At 68.3% G+C, this 15,891-nt stretch carries 15 protein-coding genes; 3 read left to right on the top strand and 12 right to left on the bottom strand.

Annotated features, from left to right (window positions below; all coding sequences use genetic code 11):
- Nucleotide 1: 1 nt before the first annotated feature.
- The 3 genes from ACWCRB_RS14005 to ACWCRB_RS13995 form a co-directional block, all read right to left on the bottom strand.
- Nucleotides 2-1,177: an amidase domain-containing protein gene (locus ACWCRB_RS14005; RefSeq protein ID WP_450996259.1), complete on the bottom strand. Its 1,176-nt coding sequence runs from the start codon at nt 1,175-1,177 to the stop codon at nt 2-4.
- 115 nt (nt 1,178-1,292) lie between these two features.
- Complete coding sequence (locus ACWCRB_RS14000; protein WP_450996258.1) at nt 1,293-2,594, bottom strand: hypothetical protein; 1,302 nt, start codon at nt 2,592-2,594, stop codon at nt 1,293-1,295.
- Nucleotides 2,595-2,634: 40 nt separating this feature from the next.
- Nucleotides 2,635-4,596 carry a transglycosylase domain-containing protein gene (locus ACWCRB_RS13995; RefSeq protein ID WP_450996257.1) on the bottom strand — a complete coding sequence of 654 codons (1,962 nt, stop codon included), beginning with the start codon at nt 4,594-4,596 and terminating at the stop codon, nt 2,635-2,637.
- Between the two features lie 254 nt (nt 4,597-4,850).
- On the opposite strand from ACWCRB_RS13995, the gene ACWCRB_RS13990 reads away from it, so the two are divergent.
- A complete protein-coding gene (locus ACWCRB_RS13990; protein WP_235479460.1) occupies nt 4,851-5,069 on the top strand; it encodes an FmdB family zinc ribbon protein in 219 nt (72 codons plus the stop codon).
- Nucleotides 5,070-5,144: 75 nt separating this feature from the next.
- Nucleotides 5,145-5,924: a DedA family protein gene (locus tag ACWCRB_RS13985; RefSeq protein ID WP_450996256.1), complete on the top strand. Its 780-nt coding sequence runs from the start codon at nt 5,145-5,147 to the stop codon at nt 5,922-5,924.
- Here the strand turns inward: ACWCRB_RS13985 and ACWCRB_RS13980 are convergent.
- From ACWCRB_RS13980 to ACWCRB_RS13970, 3 genes are read right to left on the bottom strand one after another with little or no spacing between them, the layout of a single operon-like run.
- Nucleotides 5,851-6,657 (bottom strand): HAD family hydrolase, encoded by an 807-nt coding sequence (locus tag ACWCRB_RS13980; RefSeq protein ID WP_450996255.1) that lies wholly within the window; start codon nt 6,655-6,657, stop codon nt 5,851-5,853. The two genes, ACWCRB_RS13985 and ACWCRB_RS13980, sit on opposite strands and share 74 nt — an antisense overlap.
- The gene (locus ACWCRB_RS13975; RefSeq protein WP_450996254.1) at nt 6,654-9,134 is read right to left on the bottom strand and encodes a phosphoribosyltransferase; all 2,481 of its coding nucleotides are present in this window, start codon (nt 9,132-9,134) and stop codon (nt 6,654-6,656) included. Before ACWCRB_RS13975 ends, ACWCRB_RS13980 begins: the two co-directional genes overlap by 4 nt.
- 39 nt (nt 9,135-9,173) lie before the next feature.
- Nucleotides 9,174-10,346, bottom strand: a complete 1,173-nt coding sequence (locus ACWCRB_RS13970; RefSeq protein WP_450996253.1) for an HpcH/HpaI aldolase/citrate lyase family protein — start codon at nt 10,344-10,346, stop codon at nt 9,174-9,176.
- 229 nt (nt 10,347-10,575) lie between these two features.
- Here ACWCRB_RS13970 and ACWCRB_RS13965 point away from each other — a divergent pair, with 229 nt between their 5' ends.
- Complete coding sequence (locus ACWCRB_RS13965) at nt 10,576-11,352, top strand: TerD family protein (RefSeq protein ID WP_450996252.1); 777 nt, start codon at nt 10,576-10,578, stop codon at nt 11,350-11,352.
- Between the two features lie 62 nt (nt 11,353-11,414).
- Here ACWCRB_RS13965 and ACWCRB_RS13960 read toward each other — a convergent pair whose 3' ends face one another.
- The 6 genes from ACWCRB_RS13960 to ACWCRB_RS13935 all read right to left on the bottom strand — a co-directional run bounded on the left by ACWCRB_RS13960 (nt 11,415) and on the right by ACWCRB_RS13935 (nt 15,879).
- Complete coding sequence (locus ACWCRB_RS13960) at nt 11,415-12,152, bottom strand: TerD family protein (RefSeq protein ID WP_235479455.1); 738 nt, start codon at nt 12,150-12,152, stop codon at nt 11,415-11,417.
- A gap of 134 nt (nt 12,153-12,286) precedes the next feature.
- Nucleotides 12,287-13,435 carry a DUF475 domain-containing protein gene (locus tag ACWCRB_RS13955; RefSeq protein ID WP_450996251.1) on the bottom strand — a complete coding sequence of 383 codons (1,149 nt, stop codon included), beginning with the start codon at nt 13,433-13,435 and terminating at the stop codon, nt 12,287-12,289.
- Nucleotides 13,436-13,485: 50 nt separating this feature from the next.
- Nucleotides 13,486-14,061: a TerD family protein gene (locus tag ACWCRB_RS13950; RefSeq protein ID WP_235479453.1), complete on the bottom strand. Its 576-nt coding sequence runs from the start codon at nt 14,059-14,061 to the stop codon at nt 13,486-13,488.
- Between the two features lie 116 nt (nt 14,062-14,177).
- Nucleotides 14,178-14,753, bottom strand: coding sequence for a TerD family protein (locus ACWCRB_RS13945; RefSeq protein ID WP_105971453.1), 576 nt, complete (start codon nt 14,751-14,753; stop codon nt 14,178-14,180).
- 123 nt (nt 14,754-14,876) lie between these two features.
- Nucleotides 14,877-15,335, bottom strand: coding sequence for a peroxiredoxin (locus ACWCRB_RS13940; protein ID WP_450996250.1), 459 nt, complete (start codon nt 15,333-15,335; stop codon nt 14,877-14,879).
- Nucleotides 15,336-15,441: 106 nt separating this feature from the next.
- On the bottom strand, nt 15,442-15,879 hold the full coding sequence (locus ACWCRB_RS13935; RefSeq protein WP_235479451.1) for a DUF3052 domain-containing protein: 438 nt from the start codon (nt 15,877-15,879) through the stop codon (nt 15,442-15,444).
- Nucleotides 15,880-15,891 lie beyond the last annotated feature (12 nt).

Raw genomic sequence — 15,891 nt, 5'->3', positions numbered from 1 at the left:
GTCAGGTGCGGTAGGCGTAGTACCAGGCGTTCGGTTCCGAGGCGATGATGCTCGTCAGCGACCTGCGGTAGGTGTTGGCCGAGTGGTAGGTCAGGTACGGCACGCCCTGGGCGTCGCGGTACGTGACGATCATCGTGTGGTCCTTGGAGCCGTCCCGCTCGAAGTCCATCTGGAGGACGTCACCGACGTCCATCTGGAAGACGTTCGCAAGGCTCGTGGTCCGCTTGGAGTTCTGGGCGAACCAGGACCACTCGTTGACGCCGACGAACGAGTCCGACTGGATCTCGGCGTTGCCGAACCACTTGGTGTAGTCGTAGACGTAGCCGGGGGCGTGCTTCCAGCCGCCTGCCTTCAGGGACTGGCTGACGAAGTTGGTGCAGTCGCCGCCGGCGCCGTGCCCGTTGAAGTTCGGGTAGTCGGGGTTGTAGGTGCTCCAGTACTTCTCGGCGTAGGTGGCCATCGCCTTGTAGTCGAAGGTGCCACCGGTGAGGGTCTTGGGCTTGGCCGGGGCCGGGCGGGTGGTGGCCGCGCGGGGGGCGTTGGGCATGGTGTCGTCGGCGGCGGCCACCGTGGCGACGGTGGCGGCGACCGACGGCTGGTTCACTGCCGCACCGGCGGCCACATCCGTGCCCCGGATGCCCGTGAGCTGCCAGTCGCCGCGCGTGTCGGCGGTGAACGTCAGCCGGTGGTGTGCCTGGAAGCCGGTGGTCGCCGGTTCGTCGCCGCGGACCTTCTCGTAGGTCAGGGTCGTGGTCTCGGTGACCTCGACCTCGGCCTTGCCGCCCTGGAGGCGGGTGCTGTCCAGGGTGACGGCGATGTCGGCCTTGCTGTACCTCTCGCCGAGTGCGGCGAGACGGTCCTTGCGCACCTCCAGCGAGGACAGTGCGGCACCCTCGCTGCGGGCCAGTGCGGCGGACAGCCGGACGTCACCGGAGAAGCCGTTGGTCAGCGGCTCCTTTCGGTCACCCTGCGCGCCGTCGACCAGCGCGTCCGTACGGTCGGTGAGGACCGCGTCGGCCAGACGCTGGAAGGTGGCCCTGGTCTGCTGGTCCACCTGCTGGTCCGCCGCGCTCGCGCTTCCGGCCGGCAGCAGTGCCGCTCCCACGGCGGCCGAGGCAGCCGCCGCGACGACTATCGCGGCGCGACCGCGCGTACGGCCCATGTTCCTTGACTTCACGAATGTTTCCCCTCTTGCCCGGCAATGGGGGATGCCGGGTCGTGGAATTTTTGCATGCCCTGTGAAGGTCCCGTGAACGGGGATACCCTTTACCCGTAAGGGAATTGACGGACCGTCACTTGACAACCGTCGACCAGTCCGGCGACTGCGCCGGGTCCAGGCCGCGCAGCCGCTCCAGGGTCGCCGGGGTCTGTACGTCGAGCCAGTCGGCGAGTTCCTTGAAGGAGACGCACTTGACGTCCGCCTTCGTGCACATGGTCGCCATGACCTCGTCGACGGCCTTCATGTAGATCCCGCCGTTCCACTCCTCGAAGTGGTTGCCGATGAAAAGCGGGGCGCGGCTGCCGTAGTACACGCGGTCGAAGCCGGCCATGTAGGCGTCGACGGTCTCCTGCTGCCACTGCGGATAGTTGGCCGGGGCGCCGTCGGTCTCGCCGTCGGACTGGTTGTAGAGGAAGTTGAAGTCCATGGACAGGCCCTGGTAGTTGCCTCCCTCGTACGGGAGCATCTGCAGCGGGAAGTCCCAGATGCCGTTCTTCTTCGCCGGCCAGATCTGGAAGTCACCGGCGGAACTGGCGTCGTAGCGCCAGCCGTAGCTCTCGGCGGCCTTCAGCAGGTTCGCCTGGCCCTCCAGACAGGGCGCGCGCCCGCCGGTGACCTCCTCCTTGACGTCGAACGGCAGCGGGTCGAGGTCGGTGTAGCCGGTGTTGGTCTTCCAGTTCTCCACGAAGGAGAAGAACTGGTCGATCTCGCTCTTCCACTCGGTGACGCTCCAGTCGCCGCCGCCCTTCTCACCGCAGAAGTGGCCGTTGAAGTGGGTGCCGATCTCGTTGCCCGCCTGCCACGCCCTGCCGAGCTTGTCGAGGGTGGTGCGGATGTGGTCGTCGGTGGGGAAGCTGATCGCCGCCGAGCCCTCGGGGTGCTGCGGGGGCCGGTAGAGGTCGGCCTTGCTCTTGGGCAGCAGGTAGATGCCCGTGAGGAAGTACGTCATATGGGCGTCGTACTTCTCGGACAACTCCAGGTAGTGGGCGAAGAGTTCGTCGTCGCCCGCCAGCGCGCCGTCCCAGGAGAAGACGACGAACTGGGGTGGTTTCTCACCGGGCTTGAGCGGTACCGGCTTCAACCGGCCCTGCTGCGGCCCGGTGTACGAGGTGGAACCGTCCCCCAGGACCTTGGTCCTGCCGTCCCACTTCGGTTCTTCGGTCGCCTTCGCGGAGGCTTTCACGGTTCCCCCGTGCCCCACGGTGGCGGTCGGTGCGGTGCGGTCGGTGCGGCCCAGCGTCAGATACGCGGCGGTCAGTGACGCGAGCGTCAGGGACGCGACGGTCAGGAACGCCGCGATCCGCGGGCGGCTGGTGGTGGGGGTGGGGGGAGGCGTTGCCGGGGCCTTGCGACGGCGGCCCGACGGTTGTCTCATGTGCTGCTCATTTCGAGGGGGGTGGGGGCCCCGCCGGTGGTCAGCCGAGCGGGCCCATGGCACCTGACCAGATGTCGTACGGAACGCTGTCGTCGGCGGTGCCTGCGAGGCCCTTCAACGGCAGCGGTTCGAGGCTCTTGGCCAGGTCGATGCGGTAGACGACGACGGCCGTGGACACGAACTTGTGCGTGCCGACGTACCAGGAGGCGGTGTCGTCCGGTGTGGTGCCCGCCTTCCCGGCCACCTTCGCGTCGGTGGACGCGGCGGCGGTGGGGTGGGCGGTGCGGAAGGCGTCGGTGAGCGCCGAGGTGACCTCCGCGGCCACGTCGGCGCCGATCGCGCGGGTCGGGGTGGGGGTGTCCAGGGGGACGCCGATGCCGTTTCGGGTGACCTTGCGGACCGAGTAAGGCTCGGTGCGCAAGCCTCCGGCGACGAAGGTCGTGTAGCCGCCGGCCATCCGGATCGCGCTGGGCGTGGAGGTGCCCATCGACAGCGCGGGCACCTGCGCCCCGATGCTGGAGGGCAACAGACCGGCAGCTTCGGCGGTCACGCGGACGTTGTCCAGGCCGGTGTCCATGCCGAGCTGCATGAACGGCGTGTTCACGGACAGCTCCAGCGCCCTGTGCAGGGAGATCTGGCCGTAGGACAGGTCACCGTCGTTGCTGGCGGCCACCTTCTTGCCGCTGCGGTCCCAGTAGGGGCCCTCGGGGGTGGTCACCGGCACGTCGTCGTTCCCGTCGTACAGGGACTCCCCGGTGACACGTGTCGCTTCGTCGTCCCGGCTCTTGGTGACACCGTGCTCCAGGCCGGCGGCGTACACGAACGGCAGGAAGGCCGAACCGGCGGGCACGGTGGTCGAGTTGGACTCGTTGTAGCCCTGCGTACGGTGGTCGGGGCCGCCGTAGACCGCGAGGATCCGCCCGTCGGCGGTGACCGAGGCGGCCCCGTAGTGCGCGGTCTGCGCGGCGTCCGGGTCGTCCTTGACGGCCTGCGCGCGGGCCTTGGTCACGGCGTCGGCGAGCTTGCGCTCCCGGGTGCGGTCGAAGGTCGTGTAGACCTGAAAGCCTCCGAGGTCGAAGTCCTTGTCGGAGATCCCCCCGGCCTTCTTGGCGTACTGCGAGGCCACTTCCACCAGGTAGTCGGTCTGCTCACCGGTGTCGTACAGCGGGTTGCTCTTCAGCGGCTCCGGGAACTTCGTGTACGTGGCCCGCTCGGCCTTCGTCAGCCTGCCGATGTCGACCATCCGGTCGAGGGTCCAGGACCAGCGCTCGACTGCTCGGGCCCGGTTGGCGCTGCTCAGGGTCGGGTCGTAGAGTCCGGCGCCCTTGAGCAGGGAGGCGAGGAACGCGCCCTCGCCGGCGTCGAGTTCGCTGACGTCCTTGCCGTAGTAGGCCTGGGCGGCGCGCTGGATGCCGTAGCAACCACGGCCGAACCAGCTGGTGTTGAGGTAGCCCTCCAGGATGTCGTCCTTGCTCATCCGGTTGTCGAGCTTGAGGGCGATCATCGCCTCGGTGAACTTCCGGCTGACCGTCTGGTCCTGGCTGAGGTAGACGTTCTTGACGTACTGCTGGGTGATCGTGGATCCGCCCTGGGTGTCACCCTGGCCGACGGTACGGAAAAGGGCACGACTGATGCCCTTGACGGAAATGCCGGAATCACTGTAAAAACTCGCGTTCTCGGCAGCGAGCACCGCCCAGCGGACGTCCTCGGGTATTTCGTTCAACGGCATCGCCTGCCGCTGCACGAAGCCGGTACGGGCCATAGGAGTCCCGTCGGCCCAGAAGTACACATTGTCCTGCTGGGTGGCGTACGAGTTGAGGTTGTCGGGAATGTCAGTGGCCGCGTAGGCGATACCCAGGAGCAGCACGCTCAGCCCCACGGACGCGACCGCGCCGCCCAGCCACTGCCGCCAGGACGGAATCCAGCGCCGCCAGCCGGTACGGCCGGGCCGCGGATAGTTCGGCGAAGGAAGAGAAAACCTGCGGACCGCTTTACGAGCCAATCGGGCTTTACGTCTGCTTCCCGGGACGGATATCCGCAATTGCAGAGTGGCGTCCGATTCACCCGATTCCTGAGTCACCGCACACCTCTCGACACTCCCCGAAAACCCCGAATTCCCCGGCCTCACGGCTCATCGCGGCGCACACAAATTATCAGCGATCTTCGCAGGTTCTCCACATGGGGAATGAACAAAAAGGATCACGATCGGGACCACCGGGCTCCGCACGGCGAGCAATTGGGGACTAACCTGTCCGCATGCCTCGCTACGAGTACCGCTGCCGCACCTGCGGCGACACCTTCGAACTCAGCCGCCCGATGGCCGAGTCGGCCGCCCCCGCGGACTGCCCCTCCGGCCACGACGACACGGTGAAGCTCCTGTCGACGGTGGCAGTCGGCGGCTCGGCCTCCGCACCGGCACCGCGCGCGAGCGGCGGAGGCGGCGGCGGTTGCTGCGGCGGAGGCTGCTGCAGCTGAAACCCGGCCCCCTAGGGAGCCAGCCCTCCAGGGACCTTCAGGGTCCCTTCAGGTCGGGTTCCCTAGCGTGGCCGCATGACGACAGCCACGCCGGGCGCACCCCAATGGGTCGCCGATCTGATGGACACGCTGGGCGCCCCCGGCGCGGGCCTCGCCATCGCGCTGGAGAACCTCTTCCCGCCGCTGCCCAGCGAGGTCATCCTGCCGCTGGCCGGTTTCGCGGCGAGCACGGGACAGATGAGCCTGCTCGCCGCGCTGCTCTGGACCACGGCCGGCTCGGTCGTCGGCGCGCTCGCGCTCTACGGGGTCGGCGCGCTGCTCGGCCGCGACCGCACCGTCGCCCTCGCCGCCCGGCTGCCGCTGGTCAAGGTGACGGACATCGAGAAGACCGAGGCGTGGTTCCTGCGACACGGCACGAAGGCGGTGTTCTTCGGCCGGATGATCCCGGTCTTCCGCAGCCTGATCTCCGTACCGGCCGGCGTGGAACGCATGCCCCTGCCCACCTTCCTCACGCTCACCACCCTGGGCAGCGCTCTGTGGAACACCGCCTTCGTCTGCGCGGGCTACCTACTGGGCGACAACTGGACAGAGGTGACGGTGCTCGTCTCGGCATACTCGAAGGCGGTGCTGGCAGGGGCGGCGGTGGCGCTGGCCACCTTCATGGCCGTACGAATAAAACGCCGTGCACAGGGGCGCCCCCTAGGGGCGCGGGGAACTGCGCGACCAGCCACGACGGCGCCGCACCAACCCAACAACCCCTCGCGGCACCCCCGGCGGAGCGCTACCGCACCTCGCGCAGAAACTCCCGAAGAATCCGCTCCCCCGCAGCAACCCCTCGCTCGGGAAGCGCGATGACCGTATCGGCGTTCCACTCGGTCTCCGCCAACTCACCATGCCCCGGCCGCCAGCCCTGATCGGCAGCAAGGAGCAAGTCGGCGTCAAGGAGAGAGTCCCCGGCAGCAAGGGAACGCAGCGCCCCAGAACGACGCGCGACCTCGCGCATAGCCGCGCTCTTCGTGAGCGGCTTCGGCACGGCGTAAATCTTGCGGCCCTGCAAGGAGACCGTCCAGCCACGCACCTCCGCCCACACCGCCAGCTCCTTCACCCACTCCTCGGGCAGCAGCTCACGCTCGACGACAAGGTAGGCGAAGAAGTCCTCCGCGACGCGGTGCTTACGCACCCAGAGCGGATCGGCGGTGGCGGCGAGATGGTCCCGGACCTCGTCCAGGGACGCGCACTCGTCCGCGAGCCGTGCCTGCACCTGGGCATGCCACTCCTCGTCGGCGACACCGTCGACAAGGATGTGCCCGCCGTTGGCACAGATCGCGTACTTCGGTGCCGGGCCCGGCAGGTTGATCCGCTGGTACTGCTTACGGGTCCGCGTGGTCGTCGGCACGAAGACGGCCGCGTCGCCGAGTTCGGTGAGCAGTGCGGCGGCCGTCTCCGTCATGTACGACAGCGGCCGGGCCTCGTGCACCTCGACGCAGAGCAGCCGGGGCGCGCGAGCGTCCGGCATGGTCAGCGCGAGGGCCGCGGCGGAGTAGATGAGCGTACGGTCGAGATCGCTGGCGACCAGGACGGGACTCATACCGACACCGCCCTGCCGTTGGCACCGGTCGCGCCGCGCGTGTACTTGGGGTGGATCAACCCCACGCAGGTGTACGGGAGTTCGGCCACCTCCTCGACCGGTACGCCCCGCTGCTCGGCGAGCAGGCGCACATGGTCGAGGTCGGCGCCCGCCCCGGCCCGGGCCAGGATCTTCCAGGGGACGCGGCGCAGCAGCACCCGGGTGGTCTCGCCGACTCCGGGCTTGACGAGGTTCACGTCGTGGATCTCGTACTCCTCGCTGATCCGCTCAACTGCCGCCCAGCCCTCCCAGGTTGGGGTGCGGTCCGAGTCGAGGAGTTTCTTCGTTAGGGCGAGGACCTCCAGGGCGGCCACGGGGAAGCGGGCCTCGATGGCGTCCAGGAAGTCCACCGACACGTCGGCACCGGCGAGTTCGCGGTAGAACTTGGCGCCGTGGAAGTCGTTCGGGCCGACCAGGTCCGCGCGCAGCACGGTCCGTGAAATCAGGCCCGACACCGTCGAGTTGAGGCACGCGGAGGGGATGAGGAAGTCCTCCCGGGTGCCGTACGTCCGTACGCAGGAGCCCGGGTCGGCGAGCACGGCGATCTCCGGGTCGAAGCCGGTCGCGCCGCCGTTCGCCTCGAACTCCTTGATGGCGTCGGCGAGTTCGCGGGTGATGGCGCCCTTGCCGGTCCAGCCGTCGACGAACACGACGTCGGCCGGGTCGTGGTGGGCGGCGAGCCAGCGCAGCGCGTTGGCGTCGATGCCCCGGCCCCGGACGATGGAGACGGCGTAGTGGGGCAGTTCGAGCCCGTGCCGGTACTTGGCCCAGCGGCGCATGAGCACGCCGACCGGGGTGCCCGCGCGAGCCAGTGAGACGAGCACCGGGCGCGGCGAGCGCTCGGCGAGCACCAGCTCGGTCACGACGCCGACGGCCTGCGCGATACGGGCGGCGGAGGTGTCGAGGGCGGCGCGGAACAGCTCCTGGTACTGGTCGCTGGGCTGGTACTCGACCGGCAGCGACTCGGCGTAGTGGGCGCCGCCCGCCTGGATGGCCTCCTCGCGCTCCTCGACGGGCGCCTCCAGGGTGACGTCCGAGAGATCCTGCAGCAGCCAGCCGACCTCGTCCGGTGGGTACGAGGAGAACGCGGGTCCGCGGAGGGGCTCGGGCAGCATGGCGGGCCTTTCGGAAACGTGCGGGCGTGCGGGTGCGTACGAGGGGACGACGGCGAGCACGACGTTCGGCGTGTGCGCGGCGAGCGTGGCCAACAGGCCGTCGGGGGCGTGGAGTTCGGGCGTGTCGGCGGTGGAGTCGACCACCGCGACGACGGCGTCGAAGCCGGCGCCGGCCACGTTGTAGGCGTAGCGCTCGCCGGGGCCGTCGGCCGGGTCGTCGTGGGCGGGGAAGACGAGGCGGCTGCGGATGGCGTAGCCCGGGTCGTCCACGGCGAGGACGGGTGAGCGGGTGGTTGTCGAGTAGCGGACCTCGACGCCCTCCGCGACCTGTTCCAGCTCGCGGGCGAGGCGCAGGGGGGCGTACATCAGCTCCTCGAAGCCGAGCACCAAGACGCGGTGGGCGTTTTTCGGGAGGGTTTCGGCGAGCCTTGCGGCCATCGCGGGGAGGGCGTTGTCCAGGCGTATTCGGTGGCCGGGCGTGAAGCCGTGGCGGGCGCCGTCCGGGATGCCTCGGGGCCAGCGCAGATCGACTCGGGTGGGCTGGTTGAGGGGCGGCTGCGGGCCGGTGGGGGCCGTTCGCGCAGTTCCCCGCGCCCCTAGGGGGTCTTCGTACCGCTCGACTAGTTCTTGGCCCTTTTCCAGCACGCCCTCCGGCAGGCGAACCGTTCCGTTGGCGGCGCTGACCAGGTCGACTTGAGCGCCGATCTCGTCGGCGAACTCGTCCAGGCGACCGGCGTCGGCGGCCGAGCGCATATCGACGAGGGCGACTATGACGTACCGCTCGCGTGGGTAGCGCTCGTGGAGGGCTCGGATGGTGTTGAGGACCGTGTTGCCGGTGGAGAACTCGTCGTCGACTAGGACCAGGGGGCCGGGGCCGGCCAGCAGGGTGGGGTTCTCCGGGAGGAGGAGGTGGGACGTGGCGTGCGAGTGGGACTCCTCGAAGCCGCCCGCCTGGGCGACGCCGTCGACGGGGCGCCGGGTGGAGTGGAGGTAGGGCGCGAGGCCCACACCGTCGGCGACGCAGTGGCCGAGCCCGGTGGCCGTCTCGGCGTACCCGAGGACGACCGCGCGCCGGGACTCGTCGGCGCCGAGCAGCTCGCGGACGCGCCTGCCGAGGGCGAAGCCGTGGCCGTAGACGACGGCCGGGGACTGCGGGACGTGCTTGCCGAGCACGTTCGACACCAGCAGGTGCGCCCGCTTGGGGTTGCGCCGCAGGGCGAGGCCGAGCAGCTCGCGCAGCTCGGCGTCGCCGACCAGCTCGACCCCGAGCCGCTCGGCGACCCAGGTGCCGGACCAGACCCCGTTGTGCACTGCGTTGTTCATGAGTCCCTAGTGGATGGTGGTGGGGGGAAGACGGACGGGTCAGTCGGGGATGCCGGCGGCGAGCAGTTCCACGAAGCCGATGTCCTCGTTGGCGACGCCGAAGACCTCGGCGCGCAGCAGCGTCCGCTCGGCCCAGGCGCGGTGCGGCTTCACCTCGTTCATCTTGTTCGTGTACGCCGACCGCAGCACACCTCCGCCGCAGCGCTCGGGCCGCAGGATGTCCTGGGCGTCGCTGAACTCCTCGTGGCTGACCACGGACAGGGCGTGCACGGGCAGTACGTGCGAGGGGTGGATGCAGGTCTTGCCGAGCAGACCGTTGGCCTGGTCGAGGGTGATCTCGCGGAGCAGTCCGTCCATGGCGTGCTCGATGAGCTTCTCGCGGAGTTCCTCGGCCTGGCCGTCCAGGAAGGGGCTGCGGCGCAGCTGCGGCTTGAACATGCGTTCCTGGACCCGGAAGTACTCCCAGACGGGCCCGGTGACAGTGAACCCGGTGCCGTCGGCGCGCCCCAGCATGTTGACGACGTCGGCGATGACGGAGGCGACGACCTGGACGTCGTACGCCGTCATGTCGGGGGCTCTGCGCAGCCCGTACGAGGAGCAGAAGTCGGTGACGCCGAGGCGCAGGGCGAGGACGCGGTCGCGGTACTTGTCGACGGCGCGGGAGATGCCCTCCAGGGTTTCTACGCGCGTCTCCCGGTACAGCAGCTCGGGGGATTCCAGCACGGGCATGCCGAACAGCCGGTGGCCGCTGGCGGCCTCGGCGTCGGCGAGGGCCTCCAGGAACGGCATCCCGCGTTCCTCGGTGAACTTCGGCATCACGAACCCGGACAGCAGCCGGGCGGCGGGGCCGAGGCGCTGGACGAGGTCGGGGATCTGTTCGGGCGTACGGACCCTGACGAACAGCAGCGGCAGCCCGGTGGCGGCGTCGGGGCGCTCGGCGAGCAGGCCCAGCTCCCGCACGAGGTTCTCCTCGGCGTCCACGACCTCCGAGTCGTCGATCGAGTCCTCCAGGCACAGCACCATCGAGACGACACCGCGGGCGACCTGTTTGACGACGGCCTCGGCGAGGCGCGGGCGGGTGGCCGGGCTGTACAGGGTGGCCCCGAGGGCCGTGGCGAGCAGCCGGGCCGGGGAGTCGGCGGTGAACTCGCACGGCTCCTGGTGGAACAGACGCTGTCGTACCTCAGGGGCGATGTGCCCGAAATGACGCATGGAACTCCCCCGTGGCGGCTGGACTGCCGGTCGAGTGTGGATCGGGTGTTGATGGGTGGCCGGTAATAGTACGTAGGGATCCATGTCAGGGGTTCCCACTGAGAATGAAGTTCAGGTAACGCGGACAAGCACGTGCGGGCACAGCCGGGCGGCGAACACTCGCGACCCGACTCGCGGAACCGGTGCCCCCGCGTTGTCGTGACCAGGACCGAGAGGGCAGGATGACCGCATGACGCACGCGATGCTGAAGGGGTCGAACGTCCCGCTCGAAGCCACGACGGTGCGCGCCGTGCTGCGCTGGACGCCCGGGCAGGGGGTTCCGGATGTCGACGCTTCGGCGCTGCTCCTCGGCCCCGACGGTCGTGTGCGCTCCGACGAGGACTTCGTCTTCTACAACCAGCCCCGCCACCCCTCGGGCAAGGTCTGGCGCCTCGGCAAGAAAAGGGTGGCCGAGGGCCTGACCGACACGATCCAGACGGATCTGACCGGTGTCGAGTCCGGAGTCGGACAGATTCTGCTGGTCGCCTCCGCGGACGGCGTCGCCTTCGACCGCGTACGCTCCCTGCGCATCCTGCTGTACGACGGTACGGTCGCGGACGGCGAACCGCTGGCGTACTTCGACGTCAAGCCGGAGACGGGCGAGGAGACGGCCCTGATCTGCGGCGAACTGTACCGCCGCGGCGAGGGCTGGAAGTTCCGCGCCCTGGGTGAGGGCTACTCGAACGGCCTGGAGGGCCTGGCGACGGACTTCGGTATCTCGGTGGAGGACCCGCCGGCGACCGAGGAACCGTTCCCCGAGGCGACCCCGACAACGGACCCCGCGGCGGCCACGACGATCCAGCACCCTCCCACGCTCCCGCCTCAGTCGGCCTACGGCTACCCCCAGCCCACCAGCACGAACGCCAACACCAACCAACCGGCGTACGGCTACCCCCACCCGGTAGGAGCCTCCCCGTCCCCGGACTTCCACCTACCGCCCCAAGGCCCACAATTCATCGGACGGTGAGGGCAGGCTTTTAGGGGCGCGGGGAACTGCGCGACCAGCCACAGCGGACCCGCACCCGAAGTTCACCGCTCAGCCTTGGTCTTGTATCCCCGCCCCCACTGCAACCCCCACCCGTACAACCGATCAAGCTCAGCCTGGAACCCGTAGACGAACTTCACTTCCCGCCGAACGATCAACTCGTTCTTCACGTTCTCGATCATCACCACCGCACACGACCGAGCCTGCGAGTGCCGCTCGTCGAGACCTATCTCGATCCGCGGCCCGTTGCTCGGGTACAGCGTGACGATCGCGTGCGTCCGATCGAACGCGGGCGTCTGGTCATAGATGTAGACGAAGACCAGCAACCTCTTGATCTCGTCCCGGTGATCGAGATTGACGTACGCCGTCTCCCCCGACGCCGACCCGAACCGGTCGTCCCCGCTCAGCTTCACGTACGGCGGCGCGTTGGTGTCACCGAGGAAGCCCCCCAGGGGCTGTACGACCCCCTTGGTGCCGTCGGCCAGCTCGTACAGGATCCCCAGGTCCAGGTCGACGTTCACCATGCTCTGGGTGTGCCCCTGGACCTCCTCCGGCTTCAGGGCCTGGAAGGGGTGCCGCCACAGGCTCTGCCGCTTGGGGCCGCCGATGTCCGACGTACGCATCCGCCAGGACAGGTTGATGCGCAGATGTCCGGTCGCGGCGCCCTGCCTGGTGAGCGAGACCCGCTGGTGTCGCTTGGTCAGCTCGATGGAGTTGCTCGCCGCACTGCCCGCGTCGAACTCCATCGACCGGCCGCGCCACAGGTCGTCCCAGAAACTCATCCCGCCCCCACCCGTCCAGCCCCCGCAAGTCCGTCGGTACCACCGCACCGCTGCCCGTCAATGCCACGGGGCGGCCGACGAGGACGATTCCTCGTAGCCGCCCCGCTCAGAGCGTTCCCTCACACCGGAGGTTGTCACACCCCGGACGAGACCTCAGTCTTGTCGTCCGAGCCCGCCGCTTTTCCCTCGGCCGCTGCCAACGCCTTGTTGCGGCGCACGGAGGACCAGAAGGACGCGCCGATCAGGACGACGCCGACGAGGCCGGTGATGACCTCGTTGATCTGGTACTGGATGGTGACCAGCAGAATCGCGGCGAGGGCGCCGATCGCGTAGTGCGCGCCGTGCTCCAGGTAGACGTAGTCGTCGAGGGTCCCCTGGCGGACCAGGTAGACGGTCAGCGACCGGACGTACATGGCGCCGATACCGAGGCCCAGGGCCATGAGCACGATGTCGTTGGTGATGGCGAAGGCGCCGATGACCCCGTCGAAGGAGAAAGACGCGTCCAGCACTTCGAGGTAGAGGAACATGAAGAACGCGGCCTGGCCGACCATGACGACGGCTGGCTTCTTCTTGCCGGTCCGCTCGGCCTCTTCCTCCTCCTCGTGCTCGCGCTCCTCCGCTTCTTCGAGCCTGTTCTCGAAGAAGCCGGAGAGACCGCCGACGATCATGTAGGTGATCAGACCGCCGATGCCGGAGAGGAGGACCGTCTCCGCCTTGTCGACGTGTGCGCCGCCGTGCTGGTGGGCGTTGGTCGCGAAGGTCAGCGCGGAGACGAGGAGCACGGCCAAGGCGATGCAGACCGACAGCATGTCGACCTTGCCGAGCTTGGCGAGCGGCCGCTCCAGCCAGCCCAGCCACTTGATGTCACGGTCCTCGAAGATGAAGTCGAGGAAGATCATCAGCAGGAACATGCCACCGAAGGCGGCGATTGCCGGGTGGGCGTCCGTGACCAGCTGCTCGTACTGGTCCTTGTTGTTGAACGCGAGGTCGATGGCCTCGATGGGCCCCATGCTGGCGCTGATGGCCACGATCACGACGGGGAAGACGAGTCGCATACCGAAGACGGCGATGAGGACACCGATGGTGAGGAAGATCTTCTGCCAGAAGGCACTCATCTTCTTCAGGATGCCGGCGTTGACCACCGCGTTGTCGAAGGACAGCGAGATTTCGAGGATGGAGAGGATCGCCACGATGCCGAAGCCGGTCCACCCCCCGTAGAAGACCGCCGCGACCAGGCCGAGCGCGGTGACCGCGAACGACCAGCCGAAGGTTTTCAGAATCACTGGCTACCCAATCGTGTGTTTACGGGTCTCCCCCGCTGCCGTACTCGGCTTTACGAAACGTTGACTCCGAAGTCTAGAGCGATGCCCCGGAGACCCGACGCGTACCCCTGTCCTACGGCACGGAACTTCCACTCGCCCTGGTAGCGGTACAGCTCCCCGAAGATCATGGCGGTCTCCGTCGACGCGTCCTCGCTCAGGTCGTAGCGCGCCAGTTCCTGGCCGTCGGCCTGGTTGACGACCCGGATGAAGGCGTTGCTGACCTGGCCGAAGGTCTGGCCGCGATTGTCGGCGTCATGGATCGAGACCGGGAAGATGATCTTGTCGCAGGCGGCCGGCACCTTGGGGAGGTCGACGATCAGCGACTCGTCGTCGCCCTCGCCCTCACCGGTGAGGTTGTCGCCGGTGTGCTCGACCGAGCCGTCGGGGCTGGTGAGCTGGTTGTAGAAGATGAACCACTCGTCGCCGAGAACCCGACCGTTCCCGCACAGCAGCGCGCTGGCGTCGAGGTCGAACGGCGCGCCGGTGGTCGAACGCGCGTCCCAGCCGAGCCCGACCAACACCTGGGTGAGGTTCGGTGCGGCTTTGGAGAGGGAGACATTGCCCCCCTTGGCAAGCGTGACGCCCATGCTGCTGGTCCTCCCCGAGGTGAAGCCTTGCGATCTGCGTGGATCGCGGAACTGAGCACGTCCGGCGCCGCACCGAGAGATGCGACGCCGGACGACGGAGCCGGAGAGAGTCCGGCTCAGACGTTCACGCCGAAGTCCTGCGCGATACCGCGCAGACCGGACGCGTACCCCTGGCCGATGGCGCGGAACTTCCACTCCGCGCCGTGCCGGTACAGCTCGCCGAAGACCATGGCGGTCTCCGTCGAGGCGTCCTCGGAGAGGTCGTAGCGCGCCAGCTCGGCCTCGCCGGCCTGGTTCACGACGCGGATGAAGGCGTTGCGGACCTGGCCGAAGGACTGCTGCCGGTTCTCGGCGTCGTAGATCGAGACCGGGAACACGATCTTGTCGATGTCGGCCGGGACCGCCGCGAGGTTGACCTTGATCTGCTCGTCGTCGCCCTCGCCCTCACCGGTGGTGTTGTCACCGGTGTGCTCGACCGAGCCGTCCGGGCTCTTGAGGTTGTTGAAGAACACGAAGTTGGCATCGGAACTGACCTTGCCGTCCGCGCCCGTCAGGATCGCGCTGGCGTCGAGGTCGAAGTCGGTGCCGGTGGTGGTACGGATGTCCCACCCCAGACCGACGATGACCGCGGTGAGACCCGGGGCCTCCTTCGTCAGCGATACGTTGCCGCCCTTGCTGAGGCTGACTCCCACGAGTCCTCCATTGGTGTCTCGTCTGCCGCCGGGGGCGGTGTGCCCCGTCGTGCGCCGTTATCGGATCAACGTGCAGATCCTAGTGACGGGTTCCCGCCCCACGCAGGGCTTGGACCCGAAGAATCACAGGGTGTCGAGGGCCTTCACGTACTCGTTCAGGTCACGCGCGTCGGGCAGGGCGTTGACGACGGTCCACCGCACGACACCCTCCTTGTCGATGATGAAGGTCCCGCGCACCGCGCAACCCTTGTCCTCGTCGAAGACGCCGTACGCGCGCGAAATGTTGCCGTGCGGCCAGAAGTCGGACAGCAGGGGGTATTCGAAGCCCTCCTGCTCGCCGAAGACGCGCAGGGTGTGGATGGAGTCGTTGGAGACGGCGAGCACCTGGGTGTCGCGGTCGGAGAACCTCGGCAGGTTGTCCCGCAGGTCGCACAGTTCGCCGGTGCAGACGCCGGTGAAGGCGAAGGGATAGAAGAGCAGCACCACGTTCTTCGCGCCACGGAAGTCGGAGAGCCGCACAGTGGCGCCGTGGTTGTCCTTGAGCTCGAAGTCCGGGGCCTTGTCGCCGACCTCGATCGCCATGATCCTGCATCCCTTCGGTGGGCTGTTCGGGTGAGAACACCCTAGTGACCACCCACTGAAGCCATTGGACGGGCCGGAGTTATCCAGCCCGTCCGGCGATTGAGGATTACTTCTTGGACTTCGCTGCCTTGGGTGTCGCCAGACGACTCCCACTCCAGTCCTTGCCCACACTGACGCTCTTCGTCGCCGACAGACCCGCCGTCGTCGCGGCTTCAGAGATGTCGCTCGGCTCCACGTAGCCGTCACGGCCCGTCTTGGGCGTGAGGAGCAGGATCGCGCCGCCTTCTTCGATGTACGTGGTGGCGTCCACCAGCGCATCGGTCAGGTCGCCGTCCTCGTCGCGGAACCACAGCACCACGGCATCTGCGACGTCGTCGTACTCCTCGTCCACGAGATCGCTGCCGATGACTTCCTCAATGGCCTCGCGGAGCTCCTGGTCGACGTCGTCGTCGTAGCCGATCTCCTGGACCACCTGCTCGGGCTGGAACCCCAGCCTTGCGGCAGGGTTAGTCCGCTCCTCCGCGTGGTCCGCGGTCGCGCTCACGGGTTGCCTCCT

Source organism: Streptomyces sp. NPDC002156, from assembly GCF_053593675.1.
This window is presented reverse-complemented; position numbering and strand designations above follow the sequence as displayed.

Coding starts and splice junctions, on each gene's coding strand:
- ACWCRB_RS14000 (WP_450996258.1), bottom strand. CDS start 2,594: ATGAGACAACCGTCGGGCCGCCGTCGCAAGGCCCCGGCAACGCCTCCC.
- ACWCRB_RS13990 (WP_235479460.1), top strand. CDS start 4,851: ATGCCTCGCTACGAGTACCGCTGCCGCACCTGCGGCGACACCTTCGAA.
- ACWCRB_RS13985 (WP_450996256.1), top strand. CDS start 5,145: ATGACGACAGCCACGCCGGGCGCACCCCAATGGGTCGCCGATCTGATG.
- ACWCRB_RS13980 (WP_450996255.1), bottom strand. CDS start 6,657: ATGAGTCCCGTCCTGGTCGCCAGCGATCTCGACCGTACGCTCATCTAC.
- ACWCRB_RS13975 (WP_450996254.1), bottom strand. CDS start 9,134: ATGAACAACGCAGTGCACAACGGGGTCTGGTCCGGCACCTGGGTCGCC.
- ACWCRB_RS13970 (WP_450996253.1), bottom strand. CDS start 10,346: ATGCGTCATTTCGGGCACATCGCCCCTGAGGTACGACAGCGTCTGTTC.
- ACWCRB_RS13965 (WP_450996252.1), top strand. CDS start 10,576: ATGACGCACGCGATGCTGAAGGGGTCGAACGTCCCGCTCGAAGCCACG.
- ACWCRB_RS13960 (WP_235479455.1), bottom strand. CDS start 12,152: ATGAGTTTCTGGGACGACCTGTGGCGCGGCCGGTCGATGGAGTTCGAC.
- ACWCRB_RS13950 (WP_235479453.1), bottom strand. CDS start 14,061: ATGGGCGTCACGCTTGCCAAGGGGGGCAATGTCTCCCTCTCCAAAGCC.
- ACWCRB_RS13940 (WP_450996250.1), bottom strand. CDS start 15,335: ATGGCGATCGAGGTCGGCGACAAGGCCCCGGACTTCGAGCTCAAGGAC.